Source organism: Streptomyces sp. NPDC056347 (assembly GCF_042262625.1).
Taxonomy (GTDB): Bacteria; Actinomycetota; Actinomycetes; order Streptomycetales; family Streptomycetaceae; genus Streptomyces.
The window spans coordinates 81015-94015 of record NZ_JBHJQP010000006.1 but is presented as its reverse complement, the minus strand read 5'-3'; the positions used below and the strand labels follow the sequence as shown (position 1 = coordinate 94015).

The window sequence follows — 13001 nt, the reverse complement described above, 5'->3', positions numbered from 1 at the left end:
CATCAGCTCCCGACCCCTCCGGCCAGCCGGGAACGGATGAGGAAACGCACCCCCTCCGGGGCCTCCAGCGAGAAGCCGCTGCCCCGCCCCGCCACCACATCGATGATCAGCCGGGTGTGCGACCACAGCTCGAACTGGCTCCGCGACATCCAGAACGGGACCGGCTCCGCCACCCCCGGCACGTCGAGCGAGGCCATCAGCACATCGGAGCCGCCGGTACGGAACTCGCCGTCCTGGTAGCACATCGGCGCACTGCCGTCGCAGCAGCCGCCCGACTGGTGGAACATCAGCGGCCCGTGCATCGCCCGCAGCCGTCGCAGCAGCTCCTCGGCGGCCGGGGTGAGCTCCACCGGCGCCGTCTCCGCCGGGCTCATCGCAGCGGCTCCGGGCGCAGGTCCGCCCAGGTGTAGCGGTGCTCGGGACGGCCGGTGTCGCCGTACTTCAGACTCAGCCGGATACGGCCCGCCCCCTCCAGATACTTCAGATAGCGCTGCGCGGTGGAGCGGCTGAGCCCCGCGCGGGCGGCGACCTCGTGCGCGGAGAGCGGCCCCTCGGCGGCCGACAGCACATGGCGGATCACGTCGGCGGTGGGCGCCGAATGACCCTTGGGCAGCCCGGCCGACGGCCCGGACTGCGTGGTGCGCAGGGCCCCGAAGATCTGGTCCACCTGCTCCTGCCCGGCCTCGCCCCGGCCGCCGCCCACCCCTTCGAGGGTCCGCCGCAGCGCCGCGTAACTCTCCAGCTTGGACCGCAGGCCGCCGAAGCTGAACGGCTTGACGAGATATTGCAGGGCCCCGTACCGCATCGCGGTCCGTACGGTCGCCACGTCGCGGGCCGCGGTCACCATGATCACGTCTGCCGGGTGGCCGAGCTGACGCAGCCGCCGCACCAGCGTCAGCCCCGTCTCGTCCGGCAGATAGTGATCGAGCAGGACCAGGTCGACCCGGTCGCGCTCCAGGAAGGCCAGGGCCTGCGCCGCGGTGTGCGCACGGGATATCACCCGGAATCCGGGCACCTTCGCCACGTACGCGGCATTGATCTCGGCGACCCGGAAGTCGTCGTCCACCACCAGGACATCGATCATCGCGACTCTCCCACTTCTGTCAGGGGCCGGACGGTGAGCGCCTCGGGCAGGACGACGGTGAAGACCGCTCCGCCGCCCGCACGTGCCGTGACACGGGCCGCGCCACCGTAGCGCTCGGCCAGCCGGCGCACCAGTGCCAGCCCCAGGCCTCGGCCGCGGTGCGCGGGGGACTCCTTGGTGGACCAGCCCTCCGTGAAGATCTGCTCCCGCATCGCGGGCGGCACGCCGGGGCCGTTGTCGCTGACCCGCAGCACGGCCGTGCTGCCCTCGGCCAGCAGCTCCACCTCGACGAGCGTGGCGACGTCCAGGGCGTTGTCGATGAGATTGCCGAGCACCGTCACCAGATCCCGCGGGTCCACCACCGCGTCCGGGAGCAGCGTGTTCGGCGAGACCAGCAGCGAGGCGCCCCGCTCCGCCGCGATCGCCGACTTGCCCACCAGCAGCGCCGACAACAGGGGGTCGTTGACCCGCTCGGCGACCTGTTCCGCCGACGCCCGGTGACCACTGGTCACCTCCTCCACGAACTCCCTAGCGGCATCGTGCCTGCCGAGCTCCAGCAGCCCGAGCAGGGTGTGCAGCCGGTTGGCGTGCTCGTGGTCCTGGGCCCGCAGCGCGTCCAGCAGACCGTGCGTGGAGTCCAGCTCACGCCCCAGCAGCTCCAGCTCCGTACGGTCGCGCAGGGTGACCACCGCTCCGCCGTCGCCCGTGGGCATGCGGTTGGCGATCAGCACCCGTCCCCGGCACACCGTGATCAGGTTGTCGCCGCCGACCCGGCCCGCCAGCACCTCGGCCGTCCGGCCCGGCGCCACCACCTCGCCCAGCGGGCGCCCGACCGCGCTCCGGTCCAGCTCCAGCAGCCGCTGCGCCTCGTCGTTGAGCAGCCTGATCCGGCCCCGTGCGTCGAGCGCCAGTACGGCCTCGCGGATGCTGTGCAGCATCGCCTCGCGCTCGTCCAGCAGCGCGGAGATGTCGGCGAAGGCGATGCCGTGCGTGCTGCGCTGGAGCCGCCGCGAGACGGCGAGCGCGGCCAGGACGCCCACGGCGAGCGCCGTCCCGGAGTAGAGGAGCAGCCCCGGGATGGTGCCCAGCAGCCGGTCGTGGACGCTGTCGTAGGCGATGCCCACCGACACGGCGCCCACGATCCTGCCCCGCTCGTCGCGGAGCGGGACCTTCGCCCGTGCCGACCTGCCCAGGGTGCCGTCGTCGATCTGCATGATCTCCCGGCCGCCCAGCGCGGTGCTGGGATCGGTCGAGACGTGCCTGCCGATCTGCGCGGTGTCGGTGTGCGACCAGCGCACCCCGCGGGTGTCCATGACGACGATGTACAGCGCCCCGGTGGCCCGCCGGATGCGCTCGGCCTCGGTCTGCACCGGTCCGCCGGGCGTGGGGTCGGTGGTGCGCAGATCGTCGACGAGACCGGGTTCCGCCGCCGTGGTCTGGGCGATGGACAGGGCCTGGTGCATCGCCTGGTTGTCGAGCTGACGGCTGAGCGGGGCGAGGAAGAGCCCTGTGACGAGCGTGATCACGCCGGTGGTGATGGTCACCTGGGTGAGAAGCACCTGGGCGAAGACACGGCGGGGCCAGTGGATGCGCATCTGCTCGCTCTCTGCCTTCCGCCCGTGTGGAACATGTTGCTCCGTTTCATCCTCGTGTGAACGCAACGTAAACGCCGGGGTCGCCGATGACCAGTCCCCGTGGCGCATTCGTTGTCCTGTCGCGGGCAGAACGAGCAGAACCCCGGGTTATGAGCAGAACCGGGAGTTGTGGGCGCAAGGCTCGCCCGGCCCCGCGGGGCGCCTCTAGCGTCCCGCCCCATGAACAGCGAAACGAGCCCCGCCATCGAGCTGCGGGGGGCGAGCAAAGCGTTCCGGACTCCGTCGGGGGCGCTCCACACCGCCGTACGCGATCTGGACCTGACCATCGGGCGCGGTGAGTTCGTCGCCGTCGTGGGGCCCACCGGATGCGGCAAGTCGACGACGCTGACCCTGGTCAGCGGACTGGAGGAGCCCACCGAGGGGGAGGTGCTGGTGGGCGGCGAGCCGGTGCGCGGCATCGGTGACAAGGTCGGCTTCGTCTTCCAGCAGGACGCGGTCTTCCCGTGGCGGACCGTGCTGTCCAACGTGATGGCGGGCCCCCGCTTCCGCGGGGTGCCCAAGGCGGAGGCGAAGGAGCGGGCCCGGGAATGGCTCGCCCGGGTCGGCCTCGCCTCCTTCGAGGACCGCTACCCGCACCAGCTGTCCGGCGGCCAGCGCAAGCGCGTCGCCCTCGCGGCGACCTTCGTCAACGACCCCGAGATCCTGCTGATGGACGAGCCGTTCTCGGCGCTGGACGTGCAGACCAGGGCGCTGATGTCAGACGAGCTGCTGGAGCTGTGGGCCGGGACGGGTTCCTCCGTCGTCTTCGTCACCCACGACCTGGAGGAGTCCATCGCACTGGCCGACAAGGTCGTGGTCATGACCGCCGGGCCGGCCACCGTCAAGGAGGTCTTCGAGATCGACCTGCCCCGTCCCCGCAAGGTCGAGGAGGTGCGGCTGGAGCCCCGGTTCGTCGAGATCTACCGGGAGATCTGGTCCTCGCTCGGCGAAGAGGTCCGCATCACCCGCGAGAGGGGTGCCCGCGATGTCGCCTGACACCATCACCGCCAAGGCCGCCGTCGGAGGGCCCGACCGGGCACGGGCCAGGGCACGGGCCGCCAGGAACCGCGCGTACCTGGTGGCCGGCAGCAGGATCGCGGTGCTCCTCGCGGTCGTCGGGCTGTGGGAGTGGCTGGCCCGCACGGCGGTCATCGATCCGTTCAACTTCTCCATGCCGTCGAAGATCTGGGACCAGATCCGTACCTGGGTCGTGGACGGCACGGCTCAGGGCTCCCTCTGGGAGCAGATCTGGTACACGCTCTACGAGGCGCTGCTCGGCTGGGTCATCGGTGTGGTCGCCGGTGTGCTGCTGGGGATCGCGCTGGGCCGGGTGCGGTTCGCGGCCGATGTCCTCGGCCCGTACATCAAGGTGCTCAACGCGCTGCCCCGGATCGTGCTCGCGCCGATCTTCCTCATCTGGTTCGGTCTCGGCCCGGCCTCCAAGGTGGCCTCCGCGGTCGTCCTGGTGTTCTTCCCGGTCTTCTTCAACGCCTTCCAGGGGGCACGGGAGGTCGACCGCAACCTCGTCGCCAACTCCCGCATCCTGGGCGCCAGCAACCGGCAGGTCACCCTCCAGGTGGTGATTCCCTCCGCTACGTCGTGGATCTTCACCAGCCTGCACGTCAGCTTCGGCTTCGCGCTCATCGGGGCGATCGTCGGCGAGTACATCGGCGCCACCAAGGGGCTCGGGCTGCTGGTCGCCGCCTCCCAGGGCACGTTCAACGCCGCCGGGGTGTACGCCGCGATGGTCATCCTCGCGATCGTCGCGCTGCTGGCCGAGGGACTGCTCACCTTCCTGGAGAAACGGCTCTTCCGCTGGAAGCCCGCCGACGCGGACAGCCCCCGCTGACGCGTACCGCAGCCCCTCTCCCTCCCCCCCCCCGGACCCTTTTCGTTTCCGTAAAGGACGTGCATCAGATGCGTACATCACTCCGCGTTCCCGCGCTGGCCGTCGCCGGTGTCCTTGCCCTGACCGGTCTCACCGCCTGTGGTGGGGACTCCGGCTCCGAAGGCAAGGGCGACCAGGTGAAGATCATGGTCGGCGGCCTCGACAAGGTCATCTACCTGCCCGCGATGCTCACCGAACGGCTCGGCTACTTCGAGGACGAGGGCGTCTCCGTCCAGCTCCTGACCGAGCCCGCCGGGGTGCAGGCCGAGACCGCGCTGGTCTCCGGCGACGTTCAGGGCACCGTCGGCTTCTACGACCACACCCTCGATCTCCAGGTGAAGGGCAAGCAGGTCGAGTCCGTCGTCCAGTTCTCCCAGGCCCCGGGCGAGGTCGAGATCGTCTCCAACCAGGCGGCGGCCGAGCTGAGGTCGGCGAAGGACTTCAAGGGCAAGAAGCTCGGTGTGACCGGCATCGGCTCCTCCACCGACTTCCTCACCAAGTACCTCGCCGTCAGCAACGGCGTGCGGACCAGCGAGTTCACCCCGGTCGCGGTGGGCGCCGGACAGACGTTCATCTCCGCCCTCCAGCAGGGCTCCATCCAGGGCGGGATGACCACCGATCCCACGGTCGCCACCATCCTGGACAAGAAGCTCGGCAAGATCCTCATCGACATGCGGACCCCGGAGGGTTCCAAGGAGGCGCTCGGCGGGCTCTACCCGTCGTCCAGCCTGTACATGCAGACCGAGTGGGTCGACAGCCACAAGGAGACCGTCCAGAAGCTGGCCAACGCCTTCGTCCGGACGCTGAAGTGGATGTCCACGCACAGCGCGGACGAGATCGCCTCGAAGATGCCCGCCGACTACGCCCAGGGCGGTGGCAAGGCGCTCTACGCCGAGGCCATCAAGAGCACGCTGCCCATGTTCACCACGGACGGCGTGATGCCCGCGGACGGCCCCGCCACCGTCGAGCGGGTCCTGAAGGCGTTCAACCCGAACCTGAAGGACGCGAAGGTGGACCTCGCCAGGACGTACACCACGGAGTTCGTCGACAAGGCGAAGTAGTGAGGTGCCGAAGGCCGTGCGGCCCGTCCCCGCGGACGGACCGCACCGGCCTGAAGGCCGTGCGGCTAGTCCTTCCAGCTCGGCGGCTGGGCGGGGTCGAGGTTCCGCCACTGCGCGAGGACCTCGGGGTCCTGGACGTCGAGCCAGTCGGCCAGTTCACGGAAGGACACGCACCGCACCTCCTTGCGCGGGCAGACCTCGCGCATGGTGTCCTCGACGGCGTCCATGTAGATCCCGCCGTTCCAGTCCTCGAAGTGGTTCCCGATGAACAGCGGGGCACGGCTGCCGTGGAAGACCCGATTGAACCCGGCGAGGTAGGCGCTGTCGGTCTCCTTGCGCCAGGCCGGATACCGGGCGGGGTCGCCCTCGGTGCTTCCCTTGGACTGGTTGTAGAGGAAGTTGAAGTCCATCGAGAGCACCTGGAAGTCCTTGCCGGGGAACGGCAGCATCTGCAGCGGGAAGTCCCAGACACCGTTCTTCTTGGACGGCCAGATCTGGAAGTCGCCGGGGGAGCTGGCGTCGTAGCGCCAGCCGAACGGCTTGGTCGCGGGCAGCAGCGTCTTCTGGCCCTCCAAGCAGGGCGCGCGACCGCCGACGACCTCGCGGGTGGGGTCGAAGGGGAGCGGATCGAGGTCCTTGAAACCGGTGTTGGTCTTCCAGTTCTGCACGAAGGAGTAGAACTGGGATATCTCACTGGTCCATTCGCCCGTGCTCCAGTCCCCGCCGCCCTTCTTCTCGCAGAAGTGGCCGTTGAAGTGGGAGCCGATCTCGTTGCCCTCCCGCCAGGCGCCGCCGAGCTGTTCCAGCGTCGTCCGGATGTGCTCACGCGTCGGGTACGAGATCGCGGCGGCCCCGGTCTTGTGCTGGGGCGGCCGGTACAGGCTCCGCTTCTCCTGCGGCAGCAGGTAGATGCCGGTGAGGAAGAACGTCATATGGGCGTTGCTCTCCTGCGCGGCACGCCGGAAGCGCGAGAACATCCGGTCGTCCCCCTCCAGCGCCCCGTCCCAGGAGAACACCACGAACTGCGGCGGCCGTTCCCCGGGCTTCAGCCGCTCGGCCTTCAGCTGGTGCGGCTGCGGCCCGGTGTAGGAGGTGGAACCGTCCCCGAGGATCCGGGTCTTGCCGTCCCAGTCCTTCTCCGCGCGGCCGCCGCCCTCGGGACGCTCCCGGGCGGTCGGCGTCGGCGCCGCGACGGTGCGGGTCTCGGCCGGGGTGCGATCGTCGGAGGACCCCGCGGACATCAGCGGTACGAGTGCCGCGGTGCCCGAGGCCGCGAGGCACACGGCGATACCCAGGAGGACCCGGCGCGTGAGCCGGTCCCGGACGCGGCGGACGGCGGACTTTGCTGTGGTATCGGTCACTTGGTGGTGGCTTCCGTGTAGGATTTCCAGATCGAAACCGGGAGTTTCCCGTCGTTCTCGGGCGTGCCCGCCAGTCCCTTGAGCGGCAGCGGCGCGAGGCTCTTCGTCAGGTCCATCCGGTAGACGACGACGGCGGTGGAAGCGGCCGGCCCGTAGCCGACGTACCAGCGCGCGGTGTCGTCCTCGGTGGTGCCCGCCTTGACCGCGAGCCGGGTCGCGGACGCCGTGCCGTTGCTGACGAAGGGCCGGGAGAGCGCCGAGGTGATCTCGTCGGCGACGTCGGACCGCATGGCGCGCCGGGGGCGGGGGAGGTCGAGGCGGACGGGCTCGCCGTTGCGGGTGACCTTGCGGACCGAGTACGGGTCCATGTGCACACCGTGGGCGGCGAACGTGCCGTACGCGTCGGCCATCCGGATGGCGCTGGGCGTGGAGTTGCCCATCGCGAACGCCGGCACGGGCGGCCCGAAGCTCGACGGGAGCAGCCCGGACGCCTCGGCCGTGCTGCGGACCAGCTTCAGGCCGGTGTCCATGCCGAGCTGGAGGAAGGGCGCGTTGGCGGACTTCGTCATGGCGCTGTGGAGACTGATGTCGCCGTAGGAGACGTCCCCGTCGTTCTCGCCCTTGACCATCTTCCCGCTGCGGTCCCAGTAGGGCCCCTCGGGTGTCATGACCGGGGTGCCGTCGTCGCCGTCGTACACGGTGGAGGGCACGACGGTGGTGCGCGGGGCGTCGCGGAGCTTGGCCACGCCGTGCTGGAGACCGGCCGCGTAGACGAACGGCGTGAAGGCCGAACCGGCGGGGACCGTACCGGCGTTGGACTCGTTGAACGCCTGCCGCTCGAAGTCCGGTCCGCCGTAGACCGCGAGTATGCGGCCGTCCGGTGCGACGGAGGCGGCACCGAAGCGGACGAACCGGTCGGCCTTGCGCTGCTTGGGGTCGAGTTCGCGGCGCGCGTCGCGCACGGACCGGGTGAGAGCGGTCATCCGCGGCTTCTCGAACGTGGTGTAGATCTGGTAGCCGCCGAGGTCGAAGCGGGCGTCCGAGATGTGCCCGGCCCGCTTGGCGTACGACTCGGCGAGCTGGACGAGATAGCCGTCCTGGCCACCCGCGTCGCTCGACCGGTGCGGCGGCTTCGGATCGGGGAAGGTGGTGTACCTGGCGCGCTCGGCCTTGCTCAGTCTGCCGATCTCGACCATGCGGTCCAGCGTCCACGACCAGCGCGCGACGGCCCGCTCGCGGTTGCGGGGGTTGACCGCGGGGTCGTACAGCGAGGCGCCCTTGAGCAGCGAGGCGAGGAACGCGCCCTCGCTGGCGTTGAGCTGGGTGACCTCCTTGCCGTAGTACGCCTGCGAGGCGCGCTGGAGACCGTAGGTGCCGCGGCCGAACCAGCTGGTGTTGAGGTACTCCTGGAGGATCTTGTCCTTGCTCAGCTGTCTGTCCAGCTTGACCGCGAGCAGCATCTCGGTGAACTTCCGGGAGAACGACTGGTCCTGCGTGAGGTAGACGTTCTTGACGTACTGCTGGGTGATGGTGGACCCGCCCTGGGTGTCCCCGTCGCCGACCGTGCGCCACAGGGCCCGGGTGATGCCCTGCGTCGAGATCCCGTGATCGGAGTAGAAGTCGGCGTTCTCCGCCGCGAGGACGGCCCACCGGACGTGCTCGGGGATCTTCGACAGCGGCATCTCCTGGCGGCTCACCCAGCCGGTCCGGGCCATCGGTGTCCCGTCGGCCCAGTAGTAGACGGTGTCCTGCTGCGTGGCGAAGGCGTTGAGGTCGTCGGGTATCTCGGTACGCGCGTAGGCGATGCCCACCACGGTCGCCAGGGTCGCGGTGAACATCAGGGCCGAGCCCAGGACCAGCCGCCACGAGGGCACCCATCTGCGCCAGCCGCTGCGGCCGGCCCGCGGGTAGTCGGGTCTGCGCGCCAGACGGGCGAGCGGGCGCTTTCGCTGCTTGCGGCGCCCGGTTCCCCGGGCCGACAACGCCCGTGCGGCGCGCAGGGTTCTGCCGAATACGTTGAGCTGTGTCATCCCGTCCAGCCGTGCCGGGACGGGCGCGTCGCGGACGGCGACCGCGCCCGTGCGGTGGTCATGGCGCGTCCGTCGCCACACCCGGTGGGAACCGGATTCCCCCGTGGCGCCCGGAAAGCGGCCTGTGAGCAGGCAACTTCGGCACATCACAGGCCAAAGGATGACCGAGAGTTGCGGCGCGAAGTCACGTAAAGATAACAGGCCCTCGGGAGGGGTGGCGCCCCTCGGCTCCTCCCGCGGCCGGGCCCGGCCGGAGCCCGCCCGGCCGGGCGGGCGGCCGACGTCGAACCGGCCAATTCCTTTCCTCCGCCCGCTCGGGCCCATGGAGATGCAGGACCGTTTCCGCACCGCCGACCGGTCCGTCGGCGGCCGACGTGACGAACGGGCGGAGCGTCAAGCGCTGTTCCGGCCAAGACCGCCAACCGCCGCGTGACCATGCCGTGGTGGTGCCGGGGTCACGTGCCTAAGGTCGGGGAGTGCGCAGCCGGGCCCCCTCCGTCGGGCGGTCATGGCCACACGTCTCTCGCACAGGGGGAAGCAGTGTCACGTGTCAATCCCGTCCTGGCGCGGGCCCTCGCCACAACTCCCTTACTCCGCCTGGACGTCGCCCACCGGGGACGAGTGCGGCGTCTGGGACTGAAGCTCGAAGCGCAGGGCCCCACCGGATCGGTGAAGGACCGCAGCGCCGTCGGCCTGCTGCGGTCCCTGCACGACGAACGGCCGCTCACCCCGGGCACGGTGGTGGTGGAATCCACCTCCGGCAACCTGGGTCTCGCCCTGGCCCGGCTCCTTCCGGCGATCGGCTGCGAGTTCCTCGCCGTGGTCGATCTCAAGACCCCGCACGCCACCCGCCGCGGACTCACCGACAGCGGGGCCCGGGTGATCGTCGTCGACGAACCCGACGGCCTGGGCGGCTACCTGCTCAGCCGGCTGCGCCAAGTGCGCGAACTGTGCGCGGACAACCCCGGATACCGCTGGCCCGACCAGTACGAGAACTGGGCCGCGCCCGAAATCCACCGGCGTACCACCGGCCCCGAACTCACCGGGCAGGCGGGGCAGGACCTCGGCACGGTGTACGTGCCCGTCTCCACCGGCGGCACCCTCGCGGGTATCGCCGCCCACCTGCGCGAGCACCGGCCCGACGTCGCCGCGGTCGCCGTGGACGTACGCGGCTCGCTGGCGGTCTCGGGCAGCGCCGGACGACGGCTGGTCCCGGGTATCGGAGCGAGCAGACCCTCCGCCTTCCTGCGCGCGCCGCACAGCTACGACCGCGCGGTGCACGTCGACGACATCGAGGCCATCGCGGTCTGCCGGATCCTCGCCGAGGACATCGGCCTCGCCCTCGGCGGCTCCAGCGGCTGCGCCGTGCGGGCGATGCTGGGCGACCGGGCGAAGTCCGGGGACGACCGCCTGTCGGTCTGCCTGGCCGCGGACGGCGGCAGCAAGTACCGCGACACCCTCTACTCCGACGACTGGGCCGCCGAACAGGGCGTGGCCAAGGAAATCACCTCCGCCGTACGACGACTGCGCAGCGAAGGACTCTTCTTCGACCGCAAGCACCAGGAGCACTGAACATGGGCACCAGCACCACCCTCGACCGTCGGCGGACCGGCCCCGGCCCACGGCAGTTCCTGCCGCTGGTGCAGGGTGCCACGCTGATCGAGTGGACCGGGACGGGCCTCTTCCTCGCCGTCTCGACCATCTACTTCGTCGAGGTCGCCCATCTCAGCACCTCGTCCGTCGGCACCGGCCTGACCATCGGCGGGGCCGTCGCCGTCGCCACCGCCGTACCCGTCGCCCGGCTGGCCGCACGGTTCGGTCCGAAGCCGGTACTGATCGGCGTGATGCTGCTGCGCGCCCTGGCCACCATCGGCTACCTCCGGGTGGACGGCTGGTGGACCTTCCTCCTCGTGGTCGCCGTCATCGCCGTCACCGAACAGTCCTCGCCCCCGCTGGTCCAGTCGTACGTCGGCGCACGCGCCCCGGAGAGCCTGCGCGCCAAGGTCATGGCCGTCCAGCGCACCGTGGTCAACCTCGGGATCAGCCTGGGCGGGCTGATCGCCGGAGCAGCCCTGGGCACCGGCTCGCCGGACGCCTTCCGGCCGTTGCTGATCGGCGGCGCGCTCGCGTACGTGGCGGTCGCCGCGGTGTACGCCACCGCCCGCCGGGAGGAAGCCGCGACGACGGTCGGCAGCGCCCGGGTGTCCGGCCTGCTCAAGGACCGACGGCTGCTGGGCTTCACCGCGTACAACGCACTGGTGTCGCTCTGGATGCCGGTGCTCAACGTGGCCTTCCCGCTCTGGCTCGTCACCGCGACCGACGTGCCCGAGCGCTACGTCGGCATCCTCTACGCGGTCAACACCGTGCTGTGCATCGCCCTCCAGTATCCGCTCAACCGCTGCTACCGCACCACCCGCCGGGCCTGGCTCTCCTACGGTGCCGCGGCGCTGCTGCTGAGCGGGGGCGCCCTGGCCTTCGCCGCCGTGCCCGGCCTGCGCACACGGGACGCACTGCTGGTCCTCGGCGGTGCCGTCGTCCTGCTGACGTTTGCCGAACTGCTCCAGGTCGGCGCCTCGTGGACCCTCTCCTTCGACCTGGCACCGGAAGGCGCGCGCAGCGCCTACCTGGTGCTGTTCAACACCAGCCGCACGGTGGCCAACCGGGTCGTGGGCCCGGTGCTGATGACCGGTGTCGTCCTCGCCCTCGGCACGGCCGGCTGGATCGCGCTCGCCTGCGTACTGCTGCTCGGCGCCCTCGTCCCCCTCGCGATGCTCCGCGCAGCGCGCCCCACCGGCGGCTGAACCCGGCCCCGTACCGCCTCCACCGCAACCGATCCCCTCGCCAAGGAGCCCTTCCCGTCATGGACTTCGAGCACTACCCCGACAGCGACTTCCGCTACCTGTCCCGCGCGGACGTCGTCGAGGCCGCCCGCGGCCTGGACATCGTGGCGACGGTGGCCGAGGCGCTCACCCTGCACTCCGCCGGACGGTCCGTCCTCCCCGAGGAGGCCTACCTCGGCTGGACCACCCCGCAGGGCGATCCGGCCAGGCTGCTGGCCATGCCCGGCGCCCTCACCCCGCAGGAGCGGCCGCCGGTCATCGGCATGAAGACCATCAACGCCTCCCTCGGCAACCCGGGCCGCGGGATACCCCGTTCCCAGGGCTTCACCCTGCTCCTGGACCCGGAGACCGCCCGGCCCCTCGCCCTGATGGAGGCCGCCTACATCAGCGCCATGCGCACCGCTGCGGTGACCGCCCTCGCGGTGCGCCATCTGGCGGTGGAACAGCCGCGCGGACTCGCGCTCATCGGCTGCGGCCCCCTCGCCCGGGCGCACCTCGCGCTGCTGCTGCGCACCGTACCCACCCTGCGCCGCGTCACGCTGTACGACCTGGCGCCCGACCGGGCGAAGTCCCTCGCCCACCACATCGCCTCACTGCCCGGTACGGACGGCATCGAGGCGGTGGTCGCCGACGGGCCGCGCGAGGCGGTACGGGACGCCGAACTCGTCGTACCCGTCACCACCGTGACCCAGGGGTACATCGAGCCGGAATGGCTGCGGCCCGGCGCACTCGTCTGCCACGTCTCGCTGGACGACCTCACCGAGGCGGCCGTGCTCGCGGCCGGCACGCTGGTCGTCGACGACTGGAGCCTGGTCCGCGACGACCCGCGACGGCTGCTCGGCCGGATGCACCGCGCGGGCACCCTGCTCGGCCCCGACGGCACCCCGCGGCAGGGGGTGACCGCCCGCCCCGGGGCACGTGCCGTCGACGGCACGCTCGGCGACGTGCTCGCCGGGCGACATCCCGGCCGCCGCGACCAGGACGAGATCGTGATCAGCAATCCGTTCGGGATGTCGATCCTCGACGTCGCCGTGGCCGACCGCATCCACGCCCGTGCCGAAGCCGCCGGTCTCGGCGCCCGGCTCACGCTCTGAGGGGAATCC

General features: G+C 71.0%; 11 protein-coding genes. 6 read left to right on the top strand and 5 right to left on the bottom strand.

All coding sequences use genetic code 11. The features are described 5' to 3' along the window. Positions 1 to 2: 2 nt before the first annotated feature. The 3 genes from ACFCV8_RS03145 to ACFCV8_RS03135 are packed head-to-tail and all read right to left on the bottom strand — an operon-like array spanning position 3 to position 2679. A complete protein-coding gene (locus tag ACFCV8_RS03145; RefSeq protein ID WP_376683509.1) occupies positions 3 to 374 on the bottom strand; it encodes a DUF779 domain-containing protein in 372 nt (123 codons plus the stop codon). Continuing rightward, positions 371 to 1084: a response regulator gene (locus ACFCV8_RS03140; protein ID WP_376683508.1), complete on the bottom strand. Its 714-nt coding sequence runs from the start codon at positions 1082 to 1084 to the stop codon at positions 371 to 373. The genes ACFCV8_RS03145 and ACFCV8_RS03140 overlap by 4 nt, the downstream gene beginning before the upstream one ends. Next, positions 1081 to 2679: an ATP-binding protein gene (locus ACFCV8_RS03135; RefSeq protein ID WP_376683507.1), complete on the bottom strand. Its 1599-nt coding sequence runs from the start codon at positions 2677 to 2679 to the stop codon at positions 1081 to 1083. Before ACFCV8_RS03135 ends, ACFCV8_RS03140 begins: the two co-directional genes overlap by 4 nt. Before the next feature lie 219 nt (positions 2680 to 2898). Here ACFCV8_RS03135 and ACFCV8_RS03130 point away from each other — a divergent pair, with 219 nt between their 5' ends. The 3 genes from ACFCV8_RS03130 to ACFCV8_RS03120 all read left to right on the top strand — a co-directional run bounded on the left by ACFCV8_RS03130 (position 2899) and on the right by ACFCV8_RS03120 (position 5667). Further along, positions 2899 to 3714 carry an ABC transporter ATP-binding protein gene (locus ACFCV8_RS03130; RefSeq protein ID WP_376683506.1) on the top strand — a complete coding sequence of 272 codons (816 nt, stop codon included), beginning with the start codon at positions 2899 to 2901 and terminating at the stop codon, positions 3712 to 3714. Next, positions 3704 to 4567: an ABC transporter permease gene (locus ACFCV8_RS03125; protein WP_376683505.1), complete on the top strand. Its 864-nt coding sequence runs from the start codon at positions 3704 to 3706 to the stop codon at positions 4565 to 4567. Before ACFCV8_RS03130 ends, ACFCV8_RS03125 begins: the two co-directional genes overlap by 11 nt. Before the next feature lie 68 nt (positions 4568 to 4635). Further along, entirely contained in the window at positions 4636 to 5667 is a 1032-nt protein-coding gene (locus ACFCV8_RS03120) for an ABC transporter substrate-binding protein (protein ID WP_376683504.1), read from the top strand. Positions 5668 to 5732: 65 nt separating this feature from the next. Here ACFCV8_RS03120 and ACFCV8_RS03115 read toward each other — a convergent pair whose 3' ends face one another. Continuing rightward, positions 5733 to 7028, bottom strand: coding sequence for a hypothetical protein (locus tag ACFCV8_RS03115; protein WP_376683503.1), 1296 nt, complete (start codon positions 7026 to 7028; stop codon positions 5733 to 5735). Further along, a complete protein-coding gene (locus ACFCV8_RS03110) occupies positions 7025 to 9058 on the bottom strand; it encodes a transglycosylase domain-containing protein (protein WP_376683502.1) in 2034 nt (677 codons plus the stop codon). Before ACFCV8_RS03110 ends, ACFCV8_RS03115 begins: the two co-directional genes overlap by 4 nt. Before the next feature lie 435 nt (positions 9059 to 9493). On the opposite strand from ACFCV8_RS03110, the gene ACFCV8_RS03105 reads away from it, so the two are divergent. From ACFCV8_RS03105 to ACFCV8_RS03095, 3 genes are read left to right on the top strand one after another with little or no spacing between them, the layout of a single operon-like run. Further along, positions 9494 to 10630 (top strand): pyridoxal-phosphate dependent enzyme, encoded by a 1137-nt coding sequence (locus tag ACFCV8_RS03105; RefSeq protein WP_376683514.1) that lies wholly within the window; start codon positions 9494 to 9496, stop codon positions 10628 to 10630. Positions 10631 to 10632: 2 nt separating this feature from the next. Next, positions 10633 to 11859, top strand: coding sequence for an MFS transporter (locus ACFCV8_RS03100; RefSeq protein ID WP_376683501.1), 1227 nt, complete (start codon positions 10633 to 10635; stop codon positions 11857 to 11859). A 59-nt stretch (positions 11860 to 11918) separates the two neighbouring features. Next, the gene (locus ACFCV8_RS03095) at positions 11919 to 12992 is read left to right on the top strand and encodes an ornithine cyclodeaminase family protein (RefSeq protein WP_376683500.1); all 1074 of its coding nucleotides are present in this window, start codon (positions 11919 to 11921) and stop codon (positions 12990 to 12992) included. The last annotated feature ends 9 nt before the right edge of the window (positions 12993 to 13001 follow it).